The sequence below is a fragment of the Adhaeribacter soli genome, from assembly GCF_008727925.1.
GTDB lineage: Bacteria > Bacteroidota > Bacteroidia > Cytophagales > Hymenobacteraceae > Adhaeribacter_A > Adhaeribacter_A soli.
Genome location: NZ_VTWT01000001.1, coordinates 509,909 through 527,775, shown reverse-complemented (window position 1 = coordinate 527,775; position 17,867 = coordinate 509,909). Strand labels below are relative to the sequence as shown.

Annotated in this window: 18 protein-coding genes; 5 read left to right on the top strand and 13 right to left on the bottom strand. The window is 47.1% G+C overall.

The window, feature by feature from the left end:
* Positions 1 to 66 precede the first annotated feature (66 nt).
* The 3 genes from F0P94_RS02055 to F0P94_RS02045 form a co-directional block, all read right to left on the bottom strand.
* Positions 67 to 618, bottom strand: a complete 552-nt coding sequence (locus F0P94_RS02055; RefSeq protein ID WP_150902031.1) for a hypothetical protein — start codon at positions 616 to 618, stop codon at positions 67 to 69.
* A gap of 70 nt (positions 619 to 688) precedes the next feature.
* On the bottom strand, positions 689 to 1,060 hold the full coding sequence (locus tag F0P94_RS02050; RefSeq protein WP_150902030.1) for a hypothetical protein: 372 nt from the start codon (positions 1,058 to 1,060) through the stop codon (positions 689 to 691).
* A 578-nt stretch (positions 1,061 to 1,638) separates the two neighbouring features.
* A complete protein-coding gene (locus F0P94_RS02045) occupies positions 1,639 to 3,108 on the bottom strand; it encodes a tyrosine-type recombinase/integrase (RefSeq protein ID WP_225307094.1) in 1,470 nt (489 codons plus the stop codon).
* Between the two features lie 78 nt (positions 3,109 to 3,186).
* Between F0P94_RS02045 and F0P94_RS02040 the strand changes: the two genes are divergently transcribed.
* Positions 3,187 to 3,561, top strand: coding sequence for a hypothetical protein (locus F0P94_RS02040; protein WP_150902029.1), 375 nt, complete (start codon positions 3,187 to 3,189; stop codon positions 3,559 to 3,561).
* A 63-nt stretch (positions 3,562 to 3,624) separates the two neighbouring features.
* Here F0P94_RS02040 and F0P94_RS02035 read toward each other — a convergent pair whose 3' ends face one another.
* The 3 genes from F0P94_RS02035 to F0P94_RS02025 all read right to left on the bottom strand — a co-directional run bounded on the left by F0P94_RS02035 (position 3,625) and on the right by F0P94_RS02025 (position 5,131).
* The gene (locus F0P94_RS02035) at positions 3,625 to 4,014 is read right to left on the bottom strand and encodes a hypothetical protein (protein WP_150902028.1); all 390 of its coding nucleotides are present in this window, start codon (positions 4,012 to 4,014) and stop codon (positions 3,625 to 3,627) included.
* Positions 4,015 to 4,260: 246 nt separating this feature from the next.
* The gene (gene smpB, locus F0P94_RS02030; protein WP_150902027.1) at positions 4,261 to 4,734 is read right to left on the bottom strand and encodes an SsrA-binding protein SmpB; all 474 of its coding nucleotides are present in this window, start codon (positions 4,732 to 4,734) and stop codon (positions 4,261 to 4,263) included.
* Positions 4,715 to 5,131, bottom strand: a complete 417-nt coding sequence (locus tag F0P94_RS02025; RefSeq protein ID WP_150902026.1) for a thioesterase family protein — start codon at positions 5,129 to 5,131, stop codon at positions 4,715 to 4,717. The genes smpB and F0P94_RS02025 overlap by 20 nt, the downstream gene beginning before the upstream one ends.
* A gap of 740 nt (positions 5,132 to 5,871) precedes the next feature.
* Here F0P94_RS02025 and F0P94_RS02020 point away from each other — a divergent pair.
* Entirely contained in the window at positions 5,872 to 6,969 is a 1,098-nt protein-coding gene (locus F0P94_RS02020; protein WP_150902025.1) for an AI-2E family transporter, read from the top strand.
* Between the two features lie 29 nt (positions 6,970 to 6,998).
* Here the strand turns inward: F0P94_RS02020 and F0P94_RS02015 are convergent, their stop codons facing one another.
* From F0P94_RS02015 to F0P94_RS02005, 3 genes are all read right to left on the bottom strand, one after another.
* The gene (locus F0P94_RS02015) at positions 6,999 to 7,928 is read right to left on the bottom strand and encodes an isoaspartyl peptidase/L-asparaginase family protein (RefSeq protein ID WP_150902024.1); all 930 of its coding nucleotides are present in this window, start codon (positions 7,926 to 7,928) and stop codon (positions 6,999 to 7,001) included.
* Between the two features lie 71 nt (positions 7,929 to 7,999).
* Positions 8,000 to 8,938 carry a cyanophycinase gene (locus F0P94_RS02010; protein ID WP_150902023.1) on the bottom strand — a complete coding sequence of 313 codons (939 nt, stop codon included), beginning with the start codon at positions 8,936 to 8,938 and terminating at the stop codon, positions 8,000 to 8,002.
* A gap of 85 nt (positions 8,939 to 9,023) precedes the next feature.
* On the bottom strand, positions 9,024 to 9,809 hold the full coding sequence (locus F0P94_RS02005) for an FRG domain-containing protein (RefSeq protein ID WP_150902022.1): 786 nt from the start codon (positions 9,807 to 9,809) through the stop codon (positions 9,024 to 9,026).
* 292 nt (positions 9,810 to 10,101) lie between these two features.
* Between F0P94_RS02005 and F0P94_RS02000 the strand changes: the two genes are divergently transcribed.
* A complete protein-coding gene (locus tag F0P94_RS02000; protein WP_191906882.1) occupies positions 10,102 to 11,061 on the top strand; it encodes an alkaline phosphatase family protein in 960 nt (319 codons plus the stop codon).
* A gap of 585 nt (positions 11,062 to 11,646) precedes the next feature.
* Here the strand turns inward: F0P94_RS02000 and F0P94_RS01995 are convergent.
* The 3 genes from F0P94_RS01995 to F0P94_RS01985 form a co-directional block, all read right to left on the bottom strand.
* A complete protein-coding gene (locus F0P94_RS01995; RefSeq protein ID WP_150902020.1) occupies positions 11,647 to 12,309 on the bottom strand; it encodes a hypothetical protein in 663 nt (220 codons plus the stop codon).
* A gap of 79 nt (positions 12,310 to 12,388) precedes the next feature.
* A complete protein-coding gene (locus F0P94_RS01990) occupies positions 12,389 to 12,910 on the bottom strand; it encodes an NUDIX domain-containing protein (RefSeq protein WP_150902019.1) in 522 nt (173 codons plus the stop codon).
* Positions 12,911 to 13,463: 553 nt separating this feature from the next.
* Complete coding sequence (locus F0P94_RS01985) at positions 13,464 to 14,492, bottom strand: cell wall anchor protein (RefSeq protein ID WP_150902018.1); 1,029 nt, start codon at positions 14,490 to 14,492, stop codon at positions 13,464 to 13,466.
* Between the two features lie 527 nt (positions 14,493 to 15,019).
* On the opposite strand from F0P94_RS01985, the gene F0P94_RS01980 reads away from it, so the two are divergent.
* Entirely contained in the window at positions 15,020 to 16,105 is a 1,086-nt protein-coding gene (locus F0P94_RS01980) for a DUF3810 domain-containing protein (protein WP_150902017.1), read from the top strand.
* A gap of 84 nt (positions 16,106 to 16,189) precedes the next feature.
* Here the strand turns inward: F0P94_RS01980 and F0P94_RS01975 are convergent, their stop codons facing one another.
* Positions 16,190 to 16,591, bottom strand: coding sequence for a thiol-disulfide oxidoreductase DCC family protein (locus F0P94_RS01975; RefSeq protein ID WP_150902016.1), 402 nt, complete (start codon positions 16,589 to 16,591; stop codon positions 16,190 to 16,192).
* A 471-nt stretch (positions 16,592 to 17,062) separates the two neighbouring features.
* Here F0P94_RS01975 and F0P94_RS01970 point away from each other — a divergent pair, with 471 nt between their 5' ends.
* Positions 17,063 to 17,680 carry a hypothetical protein gene (locus tag F0P94_RS01970; protein WP_150902015.1) on the top strand — a complete coding sequence of 206 codons (618 nt, stop codon included), beginning with the start codon at positions 17,063 to 17,065 and terminating at the stop codon, positions 17,678 to 17,680.
* Positions 17,681 to 17,867 lie beyond the last annotated feature (187 nt).

The window sequence follows — 17,867 nt, the reverse complement described above, 5'->3', positions numbered from 1 at the left end:
CAACGGGCCGCGTGTATGACAAGCCGCAGCGTAGCAAAGGTTTGTTATACACAGTGTTGGTAAAAGTTATTTTTTGTTTACTTCAGCTTTATTCAAGTCAGAAAGTTTAATTGTTGGTTCTATCCAGCTATATTGCTTCCAGTGTTTATTTTCTCTTTGGGGCTCCCTCAAGTTCGTATTGTACCATTTCTGTTTTATAACTAAATAAAAGTCCTCTCCATAATGGTGAACAGGAACGGGCGGATAGAATCTACCTTTAGGCAGAGTTCTTCTTTCGGTTAGAGTATTTACATTATTCAAGAAGAAATTAAAAGCCTTTGAATTAGTTAATATTGGTTTGGTTTTCATTCCATCACAGAATACATTTTGTGAATAAGACTTACCTTGTTTTTTCCAAAGTATTCTTGCATCCATAAAACCATTACAGTTTGTTGTACTATTACTACTTTCACATCCAGTACAATAGGCATGGTAAATAAACACTGTATCTATATCTTGTGCTTGTAATTCCTTTACTGCTTGCTTAAGTGAAGAATGCACATATTTTAAATCAACATTCTGACAATTGGTTATTAGCGTGATAATTAAGTTTAATAGCAGAATAAGGATAATTTTCATTTATTTTAATTTTTACCAACGGTTGGGCTAAAAAATGGCATAGCTAATTTTTAGCTTTGGTTAGCTAAAGCTATTCTTTATCAATTCGTAAGGTAATATCATTGTCCAATTTGATAACCTTATTTTTTCTCCTTTTATGTTTTGTATCCGTCAAATCATTTTCAGACTTTAACATTATTAATTTCCCTTGCCTATCTTTAAACTTTGGCTTTTTCTTAAAGATCCACTTATTTTTAATTCCTATTAGAATTGCCCCAATACCAATAAAATAACTGATGTAATTTGGAGTTTTTGTTATCGTCCTACTCCTGTGATTATAGGTTTCAAAATCCTGAATATCGTTAAACTGAAAATATAAACCCATACAAATAAATAAGATACCTACAGAGATCATAACTACGCTCCCATATTTAGAGGTAAACCTATTTATTTTATTCATCATAAATTAAAAGTTATAGCTAACGTCTCGGCTATGCGACGGGCGGGGATTTTTCTTGCTGATCACTTTCCTGCCGCCTAGCCGTTTGCAGAAAGTTAAACAATTTAGGTTTGGTAACAAAACCCGCCTGACGTATAGCTTTGGTTAGAGCCCGATTTTTTCTTTTTTCTTCCGTTTCCAGGCAAGTGCTTCAGAGTTTTTGAGCAGGTTTCCCTACCATTCTACTGACTTTTTCTGCCGGAATTCCTACCATTTTTAATTATCCAGACTTCGAAGAAATTCTTTTTTTCGGATTATACTATCACGCATTTTGCGTCAATCCATGGCTGAAGCTGGCCGGCTGGCAGAATGCTTATGAATAAGATCTGCAGCTGTTTAAACTTGCCGCCGTTTCTTATTTAGCTTGTCTGCCGATCAATTCTTTTCTCTATAATTGTGCTCTAACTACTGTATATAAAACACTACTACGCTTATCTGCAATTTGGGCGAAGGTTGGTTTACCAGATTTTAGCCAGGTAATAATGCCGTTTTTTAATAAGATGCAGGTCAGGTAGCATGGGTATGGCCAATATATAGCTTTGTTACAGATTATCCAAGGGGCTGGTTATTTTTTCCAGGGAGTGGGTGGTAACGTGGGTGTAAATTTCAGTTGTTTTGCTGTTGCGATGCCCCAGAAGCACTTGGATGTAACGTAGGTCAGTGTCCTGCTCCAGCAAGTGGGTAGCAAAGGAATGGCGCAGAGTGTGGGGCGTGGCCTTGGTTTTTACGCTGGCGCGTTCCAGGCAACCGCGGAAAACGTTGCGAACGCTTGCTACGGTGTACTGCCCGCCATTTTGCCCTTCGAACAACCACTCTTTGGGCCGGTAAGCTTTATAATATTCGCGCAGGCTTTCCAGTAGTTTTTGCGAGAGCAGCGTGGTACGGTCTTTTTTGCCTTTACCGCCCCGGATCAGTAGCAGGTTACGGGCGCTTTGCACATCGGTTATTTTCAAATTTATAACCTCTCCTATGCGCAAGCCACCGGCGTAAAGCAGCTGCATCAGGCAGCGGTGCTTCTGGTTCTCGGTGGCCTTTAGAATGCGACTTACTTCATCTTTACTCAGCACGGTGGGAAGGCGTTCGGGCTTTTCGGGCCGCTCTATGTTGTTCAGCTGCACTTCGGGGCGCATCAGCACCCGTTGGTAATAAAACTTTATCGCATTTATACTCTGATTTACCAAAGAGCAGGAATGGGTCTGGGTTTGCACCATGGCGCGATGGTACTGGTTCAGACCTTCCTCGGTAAAAGCGTTTATTTCCTCCAGCCCCCGTATGGCATGGCTGTTAAGGAAGCGCAGCAACAGGCCGTGGTAGGTGCGAATGGTGCTGGGGCTGTAGTTTAACAGAAAAAGTTTTTCCAGGTAAGGTAGCGGGCAGCTGATATACTGTGGGCCTTTTTCATAGGTCTGCTCCCAGAGCTCCCGCAGCAAGGCCATGTCCTGTACTTTTAGGTCCTGGCTTAGCCAGATGTGGGCCAGCCGGCAGAGCTCAGTGAGCAGCACTTTAATATTAGGCGCTCCCGGCAGTATGGCAAAGCACTTTTGTGCAGGCTGCCACTTAGCTACCTTGCTGTTTTTTAAACGGCTATAAATGGCCTCGTTGTATTTAAAGGTTATACCAAGCAGGGTGCCGCTTTCGGTAAGCAGGGCCTGCAGTCGCACCACCGGCAGATCGGTCACTTTGGTTAGCACCGGTATCAGGCTTCCGGCCGCCAGCACCGGGGTTTGCTTGTCGGGCCGAAGCCGTTTAGGGCGGTACAGGTACCGAGTGCTGACTGCTGCCAGGCCCTGAAAACACATGTGCGTAAGCTCAATGGTTTGGGGCGAATGGTGCATTACAAAGCATTTGTAGGTCTGGCTGTATTTTACCCAGGAGGCGCTTTTAAGGCGTTCGGTAATAAACCGGTTAGGCTTGTACCACAGCCTGATGTATTTTTTACCTGCGTGCTCCAGTTGGTTCAGAAACACCGTATTTTCGCCGCAATGCCGGAAGGAAGGTTGCTTTAAGTCCATTGGGGCAAGGTAACACCTTTTGCAATTATAGCCGTAAACAATCCGGATATATCCGGAAGTATCCGGATATATCCGGTTATGGAAAAGAAAAAGAAAGCTTGCCTGCATTGCGGAATACCCATTTCAGGGCGATCCGATAAACAGTATTGCACCGACCAGTGCCGGGCCAATGCCCGAAACAGCCGAAAAACGGAGGATAAAGCCGAAAGGTACATGAAGCAGGTAAACCAGGTATTGCGGACGAACCGGCAAATACTCCACAAGGCCAGTCCGGAAGGCAAAACCACTCTGCGGCGACAGGTGCTGGAACTGGCCGGTTTCGATTTCCGGCACTTTACCAGTGTGTACCGCACCCAAAAAGGCAGTACCTATTATTTCTGCTACGATTACGGCTATTTGTTATTGCCCGAAGAAAAAGTGCTGATCGTAAACCAACAACTCTATATGGGCTAGTGCCAGGAATACACCTGGTTGGTAAAACGAGGGTAAAGCAAAGGGCAGGAATCTGAAGTGATATCAGGCATATTCCGAAAGAAGGTCTGGTATTACTAAGCTTGAAGGTATTATAAAGTAGCGGAACCGGGTGAAAGAATTTGCCGCCACGCAACGCCCTGCGGCCAAATATAGCATTAACGAAAAGTTTTGTTGGCAGGGCACTTTTTCCAGGGAAACGATAGCAATATCTATTTGAAGGCCAGCTAAACCGGCTTTTCCAACAAAATTTAGTTTTTCAAAACAACAAAGAATTAAAAGTAACTCATAAATAAAGAATCCTGTTGAGAAGGAAGGAGCGCGAAGCTTACGTGCGTAGCTCTGAGACAACTTGCCAGTTCTTTGTAGCGAGCTATTGCCTGAAAGCCGACGAGGTCCTTCGCTGTGCTCAGGATGACATTTAGCAGACGGCATTACTGGAAACCAACTTTAAATGAAATATTCCCTTTAAGAAATTTTAGCTCAAAATTTCCCCTTTTCAGGAAGACAGAAGTATTTATGAAATAGCACCTAATCAGTTAAGCACTATTCCATATACCAATCAGCACATTATAAATCAGCAAATTAGCCCTTAAACACATTAACGCATTTGCAATTTACTACATTAATACATTAACATGTTACCACCTCAACATATTAACACATAACCGCATTAGCACATTAATACCCGCTTCTGTCAAGTTCGCGTTTCTGGTCTTTGGCTTTAATGTCTTCGCGTTTGTCGTAGAGTTTTTTACCACGGGCCAGGGCAATTTCCACTTTGGCAAAGCCGCGGTCACTGATGAACACCCGGATCGGGATAATGGTTAAGCCCTGCTCCTGGCTTTTTTTCTGCAGCTGGTTCAGTTCGCGTTTGTTCAGCAGGAGTTTGCGTTCGCGGGTGGGCTCGTGGTTGTTGTAGGTACCTTCGGTGAATTTGGCAATGTGCATCTGGTGCAGGTACAGGCCATCGTTGTGGAAGGTGCAGAAGGCATCGCTCATGTTTACGTTGCCTTCCCGGATCGATTTAATTTCCGTTCCTTTCAGCATGATGCCGGCAGTATATTTTACCAGGAATTGGTACTCGAAGCTGGCGCGGCGGTTTACAATGTTTACGTGTTTCTGGATCCGTTCTTTATCTTTCACTTTGGCCATCTGCTGCGGAAGGTTGGTTAAATAGTTTTTGTAATTTTTCTTTTTTCAGGATCTTCTGCCCGGTTTCGCCTTCGGCCACCAGCCGGTCTCCTACCCTGGCTTCGTAGGTACAGATCAGTTCGTTGCGTTCCATGGTTTTCACGGTTGCTTCTATGCGGATCGTTTCCTGCAGAAAGGCGGGGCTGCAATGGTTTATGGTAAGCATGGTGCCGATCCCTTCTTCGTCTTCGTCTTTCATTTCGAGCACAAATAACCGCGATGCCCACTCTACGGCTTGCGCCAGCGAAAAGGTTGCGCAAACGGGGTGCACCAAGCCGGTTTCGAAACGGGCAAAATCTTCTTCGATTACCGTTTTTTGAAACACTTTCTTATCGCCGGGCCGGAACAGGTTTTTCATGAAAAATGCTAGCGTTTACAAGAACCGGCAAGTTAAACAGGATTTAAGAATTGTAAAGGAGTTTTTTTGCCAGCGCTTCAATTGATTTAATTAATCCGGTAAAAGTTGGCTAACATATAACAGTAGGTGAAACACCCTTGCAGGCAGGCTAATTGCCAGAAGCCCTGTAGAGACGTAAAATATTACGTCTTTATATATTACGTCTTTCACCGCATTGCGACAAATATACGACGTCTAGTAGCCTTTCAACGCTGTAATTGGCTCTGGCATTAATCACCACTGTTTGTACCACGAATGGAGACGTAATATCCCGAATGGAGACGTAATGTATTACGTCTCTACAGCAAAAATCACAACAAATCATCTTAACCTGACGACTTTGGTGAAAACATCATTGTAGACAGGAATGGACTTTCTTTCGTCATCCCGAGCGAAGCCGAGGGAACTATCGCATACCGAACCCGAACGAAAGGCATTTTTTACAGCTACGTTGGGTCCTTTCGACTCCCGTCTCAGGAATGCTCAAATGCCATAGTAGTAACGGCTAGCGCTCAGGATGACCAGCTTTTGCCTTTAGCTTGACTTCTTGCCCAGTTACCAATCTCTTAACTTAAACGGTAGGTTTTCCTCCTGAAAAAGTAAATAAATGCCCTCTTTCAGAAATATTGCCGGATTAAAATATTAAAAAACGAAAATATTTAGGGATTCAGCCGTAGAAGTACGCAAGTAAGATCACCCGCATGAAAAGTATTTCGCTTTACCGGCTGAACGCCATTCTTTTACTCGGTATCCTGTTTGTGGCGGCGCTGTATTACGGCCGCACTTTTTTTATTCCGCTGGGCTTTGCCATTGTCATTTCCATGCTCCTGCTTCCGGTTAGCCTCAAGCTCGAACAGTGGGGAATAAACCGGTTCTGGTCTACCATGCTTTGCCTGCTGATCATCCTGCTTTTTATGGCCGGCTTTGTATTTTTAATTGCGGCTCAGGCAGCCAGTTTTTCCGAAGACATGCCCCAGATCCAGCAACGGCTGCAAGAGCTCATGGACCAGGTACAACGCTGGATCGAGCAACAGTCTGGTGTGGCTCCGCACCGGCAACTGGCATTTGTAAAAAAGCAAATCGCTGCATTTTCCCAATCGGCCAACCGTTTTTTTACTTCGGTAGTGCAGGGTACTTTGGGTATTATTACGGCTTTTGTGCTGGTGCTGCTGTACGTGTTCTTCCTGCTGTGGAAACGCGAAAAATACAAGACCTTTATTTTACAGATCGTAAAGCCGGAAAACCAGAAAGAAACCAAACAAACGCTGGAGCAGATCACCAAAGTTTCGGGCCAGTATCTGGTAGGCAGGCTTTTATCCATGCTGTTTGTGGCCGTTTTTTACAGCATCGCCTTGTCCATTCTCGGACTTAAAAATGCGGTGCTGGTTAGTTTTATTGCGGTACTGCCGAACCTTATTCCGTACGTAGGAGCTTTTATCGGGGCATTCTTCCCGCTTATTATGGCCCTGGTAAGCGGCTCTACGGGCATGTTCGTTCCGGTAGTAGTAATCCTGATTACAGCCCAGGTAATAGACAATAACCTTATTGAACCCTTGGTGATGGGCGCCCAACTCCGGCTCAGCCCCATCATGACCATTTTTGCGATCGTGATCGGGGAATTGATCTGGGGGATTCCGGGCATGATTTTGTTTGAGCCGCTTTTTGCCGTTATCCGGATCGTTTGCAGCCACATTCCGGCGCTTAACCCTTTCAGTTATGTAATGGAAGATGAACTGGAAACGCCGGCCTGGGTGAAGCGTTTCAAAGAACGGTTCGGCATAAAAAAAACCGGGGGATAAGGCCGGCTTTTTTTCGGAATTTCTTACCATTATTCTTCTTTCCAGATGGCCACATATGGCGGTTCCTGGCCTATACGGGAACCGCGGAACATGAGCTTGGTTTCGAACTGGAAAACGATCGCGCCGTCTTTGTTCAGGGCAATCAGGTTCCGGTCGCCGGAGATCTTATCTTTGTATACGTTACAGGCCTGGGCGGCGGCATCGTGCAAACTCATGTTCTTGTATTTTACGAGCGCGTATACTTCATGGGCTACGTTTGCGCGCATAATACCTTCCCCGTCGCCGGTGCAGGAAATGGCGCCGATCTCGTTGTTGGCATACGTGCCGCCGCCAATGATGGGTGAATCCCCTACCCGGCCGTTATGCTGCCCGGCCAGACCGCCGGTGGAAGTTGCCGCGGCCACGTTGCCGTGCTTGTCCAAAGCCACCGCGCCTACGGTATCTTTCATTAATTTTTCTTTCGAAGGCTTTTCTTTTCCCTTTTCTTTCAGGGCTTTTTCCAGTTCTTCTTCCTGCTTGTGGGTTCTGAAATATTCTTCCGGGCGAAGTTCCATTTCCTGTTCCCGGGCAAATTCCAGCGCGCCGTCAGCCACTAAAAAAACGTGGTCGGATTTATCTTTTATGAGCCTGGCCAGCGTGATCGGGTTCTTTACTTTTTTTACATCCCCTACAGCGCCGCATTTCAGGGTATTGCCATCCATTATGGCCGCATCGAAGGTGTTTTCATGTTCATCGGAAAAAGCGCCGCCTTTGCCGGCATTGAAAAGGTAATTATCTTCCATGGTCCGTACGGCTGCCTCTACGGCATCTACGGCCGTGCCGCCTTCATTTAAAATCTCCCAGCCGGCCTGAAGGGCTTTGTCAATGCCTTTCCGGTAAGCCGCATCCTGCTCCATGCCAATTTCCGAACGGTCTTTATTTTCGGCGCCGCCGTGCACTACAATTATAAAATCTGACATATCTTTTTTATTGCTTTCTTTGAATTTTCCATCCTTCATTTTTAACCAACAGGCTGAAGCAGAAAACGTTTTTACACATAACTCTGCAACCGCTTATGCAGGTGATATTTGGCCCCTTTCGAGAGGAAATGCACTTTAAAGTCACACATGGTCAGAGGCTCACCAACAGCGATGTCGGGTAAGTTGGTGAAGCTCATCGGGTGGCCGTCTACTACCGTTACAATGCCGCTTCCGATCACTTCCACTTCGGTATTGCCTTTAACCACAATGGCCGTGTCTTCTTCCAGGCCAATGCCCAGGGCGCCGGGGTTCAGGGCGATCATCTGGGCCATTCGTACAATGCGGCCGCGGGCAATAAAGTGGGTATCTATGGCTACGTCCTTCAAAAATTCGAGCCCGGTTGCAAGGTGAATTTCACCTTTCAGAAAGCCGGAATCGTTAGCGGCTCCCTGGAAGATCATGGGAGTGGAAAGCGCCACGGCGCCGGCGCTGGTTCCGGCAATTACAATTCTTTCTTTGGTGTAGCGGTCTTTCATAATATCCAGGAATTCGGTGCCGCCCAGGAAGGAAGTTAAGCGCAACTGGTCGCCGCCGGTTAGCATGAAGCCTTTGGCCGATCGCACCATTTCCAGGAATTCTGGTTTGCTGGCATCGAGCCGGCTCCGGATATCGGCCACTTTTACATTGGTCATCTTCAGATGCTTAAAAGCCCTGATATAGTCTTTAGCAGATTCTTCAGGAATGGAAGAGGCCGTTGGGATGATCAGAATTTCCGGGTTATCGCCTCTAAGCTCCTCTACAAAGCGCTGCAGGATGCCAAAGGCTTCAAAGTTTCTGTTTTCGTCCTGATTAGAGCCGGTTTCAGGATCGTCGCCTTTGTTTTCGCTGCCGCCAATGGCAATCAGGATTCCTTTGGGATGCGGGAGCTCTTCGCGCTGTTCAAGAGGCTTCTCCGATTTATTGGGAAGGTCCGGGTGTTTTCCTCCGTCACTTTTTTTCTTTGTAGTCATAGCATACTGAAGTTTGTTCCAGAATTAAGTTGCGGGTCAGGATTATATAGCTTAAACTATATTTATCTGTTTATGTTTCTAAGTTTCACACCGTGGTGTATTGCCTTTTCAGCCACTGGCTCAGGCCGTTGAGCCCGGGAAACAACACCCGTTCGGTAATGTTGGCCTGGTCGAGCTTATCGCGGATCTCCCATTTCAGTTTGGCCGGTATAATGATGCGGAAATACAGTTCGGCATGGTCGTGCAGCCAGGTATGCAACTCGGCTTCGGCGCTCGACATAATGGAGAAAAGCGCAAACTGGTGAATAATGCGTTCGTCCAGGGAAGGCGGTTCGAGGAAAAGCACATATTCGTTTTCTTTCAGAATGGCCAGTTCCTTGAGCGAAGAGCAAACCGGTTCCAGCATATCGGCCGTGAAAACGTTGGAGCCTTCTTCGGCAATTACGTGGCGGAGCTTTTCGGGCAGGAATTTATTTGTTTCCACGTTGTTCACGCACCAGATCGCGCCGTCGGTATCGTAGCGGTGGTAATTTTCGGTGGCAAAATGCAGGGCTACGTAAGGCGAAAAGGTCCAGTCGAGCAAACGCGTGGGCAGGCCATGGTGCTGGGCCACGGCCAGCCAGTTCCAGACCGAGCTTCCCGGGGAGGCGCTTCGCTGGGCGTATTTCTTGAAATTCCGGAGGAGGTGGGGTTCCAGTTCGGCAAAATTCCCCCCTAACCGGATCAGACTGGTTTTCAGGTCGAAATCTTTGCTGCCCAGGCCGCGGTACACGTAAGGCGAACGGAACCGGTTAATTTTTTTATTCCAGGTATTCCGGAACAATTCCCGCTGCAGTTCTTCCCAGGAATTAACAACAATGTCGTTTATCATTAATGTTCTTTTTCTCCTTTCTCCGGCGTTTTTCGTATCCCCCTCAATTAAGCAGGTTTAACGCAGGCTTTCCGGAACAGGTTAAGCTAAGCGCCCTTTTCCGGTAGAAACAACCCGAAACAAAGTACATTCTGATACAATTACGGATGCATGATATTTATACGGATAAAAATTCAGGCCTTAACTGCTTTATAAATCACGGACGGAACTTACAAAAATGCACCGCCGGTTATCCTGGTACGGATTGCCGGAGCCCGGCCTGCCCCATAACCCTTTACTTTTTTGCTTCTTCATGATACGGTTTTTATCTTTTTTCTTGATCCTGCTCTTTCCGGCTTGTACTTCCAAAAACCTGGTACAGAATACCCCCGGCGCCCCGCAGTACCAGACTAAAAACGTGGTAATTGTGGTGGTAGACGGCCCGCGTTACACCGAAACCTGGGGCGCCAAAGACCGGTCGATGGTAAGGCACCTGCAAAACGACCTTTTCCCGGAAGGGGTGATCAATACGAAATTTTACAATGACGGCTACACCTATACCAATTCCGGGCATGCGGCCATTACCACCGGCGTGCGGCAGCAGATAAACAACGGCGGCCGCGAATTGCCCCGGAAACCTTCTGTTTTCCAGTTGTGGCTGGAAGCTACCGGACAACCGCGCCATAAAGCCTGGCTGGTAACCAGTAAAGACAAACTGGAAATTCTGGCCGATACGAAGGATAAAACTTACGCGGGGCAATTTCTGGCCTCTACTGATTGCGGCAACAACGGCAACGGCTCCGGCTACCGCGCCGATTCCACTACCTTCCGGAAGGCAATTCAGGTACTGCAAAAAGATGAACCCAACCTGGTGCTGATAAACTTTAAAGACCCCGATTATTACGGCCATTCCAACAGATGGGAAGAATATTTGCAGGGCATTAAGAACAGCGACAAATATGTTTGGCAGTTGTGGCAGTTTTTACAAAGCCATCCGAACTACCGAAACCAGACCACGCTAATTGTAACCAACGATCATGGCCGCCACTCCGATGGCCGCGCCGATGGTTTTGTATCGCATGGCGATGGTTGCCGGGGCTGCCGCCACCTGAACTTTTTTGCTGCCGGACCGGATTTTAAGCAGAACGAAATTATTAATACCACCTACGACCAGACTGATATTCCGGCCACGGTCGCCGAATTGCTGGGCTTTAAAATGCCTGCCTCCGATGGAGAGGTGATGTGGGAATTGTTTCGGAATGGGAAGAAGTGAGATTTAGCTGAAATGCCATTACCCCAATGCTATCAATGTAAAAAATTGGCTCTTCAGGACATCTTTGTCCTAAAGTATTCTGAGGCGGACATCCTTGTCCCCGTATTCTTACACGCGGACAAGGATGCCCGCCTCAGAATGCGTTTCGGACAGAGATGTCCGAAACAGCAATAGTGACTTTTAGAAAGTGGGATTACAAATCCCATGACTCGGTTAAGACGGGATTACAAATCCCGTCAAGCAGAAGATCCAAAAACCCTATAAAAACAGGTGTTTAAAAAGTATTCGGTCATCTCGACGTCAGGAGAGATCTCATCAAGTTGGTAGTACCTTTTATTCTGGCTTACTACCTTATTCCAGAGATCTCTCCTGACGTCGAGATGACGGAATAGGGTATTTTAAGCCTAAAATGCAGACTGACGAGTGAATGAATTTTAACCTTTTGATTTACTTAAATAGTTGTAGATAACCCTCACGCATTAGGTATCAATCGAAAGCAGACCCAGTTTACTTATCATAATTATACAACTACAGCAAACAAAAAGCCCTGCTAATTGGCAGGGCTTTTTGTTTTATCAGAATTCGTTAAAAACGGAAATCTTCGTCGCGGTGGTCGGGTCCGGAATTATGCCATTCGGCGCCCAGGTTTTTACGTTCCTGTTCGTGCCGGCGGTGCCTGTCTTCATCCCAATGGGAAGATGGCCAACGGCGCTGCTGGTTCTGGTTTTCGTAATAACGCGCATCCTGGCGTCTTAATTCTTCTCCCTGGTTGCGCTGGTCGCGGTTAAACATATTGTTCCAGCCTTCCCGGATTCCTTCGCCTATGTGCTGTAAAATGCCTCCCGGATGCTGGTCATGATGTTTGCCTTCGTACATTTCGTCGTAGTCTTCGTGCCAGTAGCCGCGGTTGCCGCTCCGGTAACGATAATCGCTGTCCTTATAAGCGTTCCGCTCAGTCCAGATGCTGGTATCGTGGTGGCGGTTGCCGGTGTCGAAACGGTTGTACGGGTTTACCGGGTTATCGCCCCGGAACTGGTTTGTTTCGCGGTTTCGGTTTTCGTAGCGGTAATCGCGGGGCGTATCGGGCCGGTAATTCGGCGTATGGCCGTGGCGCTGTTCGTTGCTGTGGTAATTCGGCGTTTCGTTCCAGCGGCGCGGGTTATTATCCGCTAACTGCATCCCGATGCGGATGTTTTCCGGGTACTGCTCATTTTCACTTTCAAAACTATTGCTTCCAAAACGATTCATAATTTTAAATTTAAGTGATGGAAAAATTGCTGTGGCAACGTGCCATAGAGCTGTATGTACGTAATATTACCGAAGCAGTTCAGCAACAGGCTTTACTTTTCTCCCAAAGCACGGCTATCAGGGTCTTGGCGTCTTCAAAGTCAGCTTCAAAGAGTTTTTCAGCTGTATAGGTTACCGTTTTTATGTCTTCGTGTTCGGAATCTACGCCGCCGCCTTCGCCGGATTTATGGCTGACTTCGGCATAATACAGCCAGATCTTTTCGGCGTAGCTGCCGGGTGTGGTGTAAAAACAGCGGATCGGTTCCAGTTTGTCTACTTCGTAACCGGTTTCTTCTTCAATTTCCCGGACAATAGTTTCTTCGGGTTTTTCGTGCTCTTTGTCTACCAGGCCGGCTACAATTTCGATCAGGGGCTTTTCGGCCGGCAGGCGGTATTGCTCAATTAAGATGTACTCTTTTTTTACCGTATCGAATACCAGGGCGGCTACCCCGTTTTTAGGAATTACCAGGTCGCGTTCCAGGGTATTGCCTTTGTGTTCGAGGGTCACATTTTCAACCCGGAAAAAGCCATTGAATACGGTTTTTCGTTCTTTAATTTTCACTTGGTGATTTTAAGTTTTAAACAGGAATTGAACAGAACAGTGCGGCCTGAAATTAGAGTTAATTTCCCAAACCGCAACCGCCTCTCCTACTCCGAACTGCTCCCGAAAGTTGTACCCCGGAAAATTTAATCCTTTATTTACTTCAGCAGCAAGCTGTTAGTTTTTACTCTTAAAAGCCTAGCCTTTTCGTTAACTTACCTTATGCATGCCCTTTTGTCTGAATCAGGATTCTCAGATTAAAAAATTAACAGGATTGCAGGTAACAGAATTTTATGGATGAAGAGCAGAGAGAGAAAAAAGAGAAGTTAACAGGAAGGCCAAGCTATTGCTTTAGTTTAAAACGCATTAAGGAATGCTGATCCTTGGTTTCTTTCGTCAGCCTGCGTTTACCCGACACATAAATGCTTTTTGGAATCCTGGCTTAGCAGGTTAGGTCTATTTACTAATAATTCAATTTCTGCATTGGCCAATCATCTATAAACAATATTCCTAAAAACGAAAAAAGCCTGCAGTTTTGATTGCAGGCCTTTCTGGATTTATATGTAAAGTGGTATTAGTACTGGTCGTCGTACTGGCTGCGGCCACTGCCGGAAGAAGAGCCGTAATTGCTGCCCTGGTTGCCGTAGTTGCTGCCACCCATGGAGCGGCTGCCGTAAGAAGAACCGCCATGTGAACCATAGCCGCCTCTTGATTCGTAGCTGCCACCCATTCCTGACCTGCCCATTCCTGAGCCGCCATAGTTGCCCATAGAACCGGAGCCATAACCGCCGCTCATGCCGGAACCGCCGCCGTAAGAAGAACCGCCCATGTTTCTGCCACCGTAGTTACCAGAACCATATTCATGGCTTCCCATGCCAGAACCCATGCCTGTTCCGCCATAGCTGCCTCTGGAGCCGTAGTCGCCACCCATAGAGCCGCCGCCGTAAGAAGAACCGTAGCCGCCACCCATAGAACCGGAACCATAGCTGCCACTCATGCCCGAGCCGCCAAAGTTAGAGCCCCCTCTGGATGAGCCATAGCTGCCATGTCCCCAATCGCCCTGCGATTCGAAGCCACCGCGTGATCCCATATCGGAACCGCCGTAATTTCCCCGTGAGCCATAGCCGCCGCTCATGCCGGAACCGCCGCCAAAATTAGACCCGCCAAAGCTGCCGGAGCCTTGATCATGGCTGCCCATGCCACCGCCGTAGCCACCCTGCCACGACTGGCCATGCGATCCTCTGGAAGAAGAGCCGCTGTACCCGAAGTCACCACTGCCCATTCCGGAGCTGTAGCCACCCTGATTGCTGCCATAACCACCCTGTGATCCATAACCGCCGCCGCTCATGCTGCCGCCACCGTAACCGCCTCTGGAACCATAGTCACCGCGCATAGAACCGCCACCATATCCTCCACCATAAGAAGAGCCGCCGCCCATGGAGCCATAACCGCCGCCATGAGAACCGTAACCGCCGGACGAAGCGCCGTAGCTACTTCCGCCGCGGGAGCCATAACCGCCTTGCGACGATCCTGAACCGCTGTGAAAATCATTGGAGTACTGTGAGCCCTGGCCCCTGCCTTGGTTGTTCTGATTGTCTCTCATTTTAAATGATTTTTTATGGTTGAAAAAAAGATTGTTGAAGATGAAGTTCGTTCGTACTTAAACGACCTTTTATTTTTAGGGTTTAAAAAAAAACTAAATAAAATACACAGGTAATCAAACATATTCATAAACCTGTTTTTTAAAGTTGCCTAAGTCAGCCAGCTTCGAAACGAGCCTGTAAAAGTTATTTGACTCCCCTTTATCTGTTGAGTTCCGGCTACTAAACCGAACATCTGCCCCAATGTTTCCGGAATTTCAGCAGCAACTAATTTTTTTTTAAAAATTGAAAGGAATGTCTTTCTGCTTACGAATAAAAACAAGTGCCTTTACTTGCCTGAGCGAACTTCATTATGCTTTTTTCTGAAATCCGGTGAATCCATTTGTTAAAATATTTGCTTCGCCAGTAATAAAAACAACATTCGAGTGTTTACATTATAAAAAGGCATATCAACAGCGTGAAGACCAAAAAGGAAATATTACTTGGCAAAGCAGGAAAAACGTTTCTGCTTCTAAGCCTTCCGCTGCAGATGTTACTGCTACAGCTGGTAACTAAAAATACGGAATGGATAGAACAGTTCTATACGGGATCCTTTTATAAGCACCTAAGTCTGGCCTTGCGTATTACCTCTGGCTGGACTCCCTTCCCCTTGGGGCAGTTTCTGCTTTACAGCTTCATTGCCGGAATTCTGTTCTGGATAGCCTGGCTCGTAAAAAAACTTTTAAAGAAAACGATCGGGAAGAGACAATTCGCCCTGGATTTTGGTTTCGGTACCCTTACCATTATTTCGGGATTTTACTTTCTGTTCAACTTTATGTGGGGGCTGAATTATTACCGCCGGCCTGTTCATGAAATTGTAAAACTGGATACGAAAGACTTTACACGAACCGAACTGGCGGAGATGAGTGCACGCCTAATTGAAATGGCTAATGAAAGCCGCCGCCAACTCACTTCTGATTCCTTAATCCATTTTTCTTATCCGCTCAGCCACGAGCAGATCCTGGCGAAAGCCCCTTTGGGTTACGATCCGCTTGCGCAAAAATATCCCGAGCTACTTTATGAACGGCCCTCGGTAAAAAGCGCGCTGGCGCCGGAAATTATGTCTTATCTGGGCATTGCAGGAATTTATTTCCCTTTCACCGGCGAAGCCTACGTGAACATGGATCCGCCGCCTTACCTGCTTCCCGAAACCGTTAGCCACGAAATGGCGCACCAGATCGGCATTGCTTCCGAGTCGGAAGCCAATTTTGTAGCGTTTCTGGCCTGCCAGCTTCACCCGGAACCGGCCTTTCGGTATGCGGGCAGTTTACTGGGGGTGCGCTATACGCTTAACCGGCTTTACCAGGAAGATTCTTCAGCTTATTACCGGCACCGTGAAATGCTTAGCCCGGGCGTTATCTGTGACCTGGAAGCAACCCGCAACTACTGGAATAGCTTCGACAATCCGATAGAAATTGCCGGCCGGTATATTCACGACAAATTCCTGAAAGCTAACAGCCAGACCGATGGGGTACAGTCCTACAGCAAAGTAGTGGACCTGCTGATGGGGGAATTCCGGAAAAACGGTTTGGTTTATGAGCAGCCCCAGCAAAGGGAATTGGTGTTGCAGGAATAAATCAAAATCAGGAAGTACCCTGCAACCGGTATTGGTCAGCCAAAATGACTCCCTACCTATAAAAAAACTGCAGAATGCTACCGCCTACAGAAACCGGCTTCTCAATTCCGGGGTAGGCAACATGCAGCTTTCCTTCTGACCGAACCAGCGGTAACGGTTATGCGCTACAAAATTATACACCACATCGCGAAGGAAAGACGGTATGATAATACCCGCAAAAAGTAATGACCAGGCTCCGGAAAGGCGCCTGAAGATCCGTAAGGCAGCCGTGGAGCGGGTGTAGCATTTCCCGTTCTCATACAGCACCACCGTACCCAGCTCCGACGGATCGATCCCGTTGCCGGTCAGGTAAGGTCTGGCTTCTTCGGACTGGAGCGAGGCAAACCTGAAATAGCCTCCTTTATCGTAGCGGATCACGAACTGCACAAACCCGTTGCACAGGTTACAAACCCCGTCGAAGAATATAATGGCTTGATTATCGGGCATAAGGATAGTTTTTCAGAATGGGTTGTCTGCCTCTTTTAGCCGGGAATAAAAGCGGCAGCTTCATTTCCGGAGCGAACAGGAAACCGGCGGCAATTTCCTGCCTTATTTTACCAAATTACGCGTCCTTAGGTTATAAGCAAAATAAATATTTTACGAACCGGTTTTATTTTTTAGTTAAATACCGGACAAGTTACCACGAATTGCAGTATAACATTTCAGAATGGCCGGGCTTTTCTAAAGAACCGCTAATTAACAATTGTCAAAGTAAAGCCAAAGCGCTGTTCCTTTTATATAAACATTCCGGGTTTCAGGCTGTTAACTACGTGTTTTTCACCTGCATTTAAGTATAAACCGGTGGTTTTCTGGGTTAACACCCTGAAAATTGCCCCGTATAATTCCTCATCTTTCAAAAAGGCTAATAGCCATGCTTCAAGCAATTTAATTTCACCCGTTATTTTAAAAAACAGAACTATGAAGAAAACCTACCTCACCATTTTAAGCGCTTCGGTAATTTTCTCGTCGGCCTTTATGGCTTGCTCCCGGAGTAATAACGGTTCGAACGGAACCACCTCCGGCTCCATGAACGGCACTACCACCAATACCCGAACGACCACCGGGTATGGCACCACCAGTGGAACTACTTCCGGTACTACAAGTAGAACGACCTCCGGAACCACCTCCGGCTCTACTTCCGGCATGACTTCAGGTACAACCGGCGGCATGACCTCAGGAACTACTACCGGAGGAATGACGTCAGGTACTACTTCAGGTTCTACAACTGGGATGACCTCCGGAACTACTTCTGGTACCACTTCAGGTTCTACCACTGGAATGACCTCCGGAACCACATCAGGTACTACTTCCGGTTCCACCACTTCCATGACATCAGGTACTACTTCCGGTTCCACTACGTCCATGACTTCGGGTACTACCGGCGGCATGACCTCTGGAACTACATCTGGTACTACCTCCGGAACAACCTCTGGAATGACTTCAGGTTCTACCACCGGAATGACTTCAGGTACCACCAGCGGTTCTACCAGCGGCCGGACAACCACAGGCACAACTTCCGGATCCACCACCCGGTAAGGCCGGATCATTCAAAAAGGGCAGGTAATAACTACCTGTCCTTTTATTCTTCTGGTCTTACTTTCAGAACTGTCAGAACTCATACTTTGCGCTGTAACTTGTACCTACCGGAACCTGCCTTTCGCTTTCTTCATACTTGAGGGTGTTGCTTTGAAGTTCCGAAAGTCCAATTCAGTTCCAGATAACG

What these genes read in the sequence shown, in the direction of transcription:
- F0P94_RS02055 (WP_150902031.1), bottom strand. Translation starts at nt 618, where the DNA reads ATGAAAATTATCCTTATTCTGCTATTAAACTTAATTATCACGCTAATA.
- F0P94_RS02050 (WP_150902030.1), bottom strand. Translation starts at nt 1,060, where the DNA reads ATGATGAATAAAATAAATAGGTTTACCTCTAAATATGGGAGCGTAGTT.
- F0P94_RS02045 (WP_225307094.1), bottom strand. Translation starts at nt 3,108, where the DNA reads ATGGACTTAAAGCAACCTTCCTTCCGGCATTGCGGCGAAAATACGGTG.
- F0P94_RS02040 (WP_150902029.1), top strand. Translation starts at nt 3,187, where the DNA reads ATGGAAAAGAAAAAGAAAGCTTGCCTGCATTGCGGAATACCCATTTCA.
- F0P94_RS02035 (WP_150902028.1), bottom strand. Translation starts at nt 4,014, where the DNA reads ATGCCGTCTGCTAAATGTCATCCTGAGCACAGCGAAGGACCTCGTCGG.
- smpB (WP_150902027.1), bottom strand. Translation starts at nt 4,734, where the DNA reads ATGGCCAAAGTGAAAGATAAAGAACGGATCCAGAAACACGTAAACATT.
- F0P94_RS02025 (WP_150902026.1), bottom strand. Translation starts at nt 5,131, where the DNA reads ATGAAAAACCTGTTCCGGCCCGGCGATAAGAAAGTGTTTCAAAAAACG.
- F0P94_RS02020 (WP_150902025.1), top strand. Translation starts at nt 5,872, where the DNA reads ATGAAAAGTATTTCGCTTTACCGGCTGAACGCCATTCTTTTACTCGGT.
- F0P94_RS02015 (WP_150902024.1), bottom strand. Translation starts at nt 7,928, where the DNA reads ATGTCAGATTTTATAATTGTAGTGCACGGCGGCGCCGAAAATAAAGAC.
- F0P94_RS02010 (WP_150902023.1), bottom strand. Translation starts at nt 8,938, where the DNA reads ATGACTACAAAGAAAAAAAGTGACGGAGGAAAACACCCGGACCTTCCC.
- F0P94_RS02005 (WP_150902022.1), bottom strand. Translation starts at nt 9,809, where the DNA reads ATGATAAACGACATTGTTGTTAATTCCTGGGAAGAACTGCAGCGGGAA.
- F0P94_RS02000 (WP_191906882.1), top strand. Translation starts at nt 10,102, where the DNA reads ATGATACGGTTTTTATCTTTTTTCTTGATCCTGCTCTTTCCGGCTTGT.
- F0P94_RS01995 (WP_150902020.1), bottom strand. Translation starts at nt 12,309, where the DNA reads ATGAATCGTTTTGGAAGCAATAGTTTTGAAAGTGAAAATGAGCAGTAC.
- F0P94_RS01985 (WP_150902018.1), bottom strand. Translation starts at nt 14,492, where the DNA reads ATGAGAGACAATCAGAACAACCAAGGCAGGGGCCAGGGCTCACAGTAC.
- F0P94_RS01980 (WP_150902017.1), top strand. Translation starts at nt 15,020, where the DNA reads ATGTTACTGCTACAGCTGGTAACTAAAAATACGGAATGGATAGAACAG.
- F0P94_RS01975 (WP_150902016.1), bottom strand. Translation starts at nt 16,591, where the DNA reads ATGCCCGATAATCAAGCCATTATATTCTTCGACGGGGTTTGTAACCTG.
- F0P94_RS01970 (WP_150902015.1), top strand. Translation starts at nt 17,063, where the DNA reads ATGAAGAAAACCTACCTCACCATTTTAAGCGCTTCGGTAATTTTCTCG.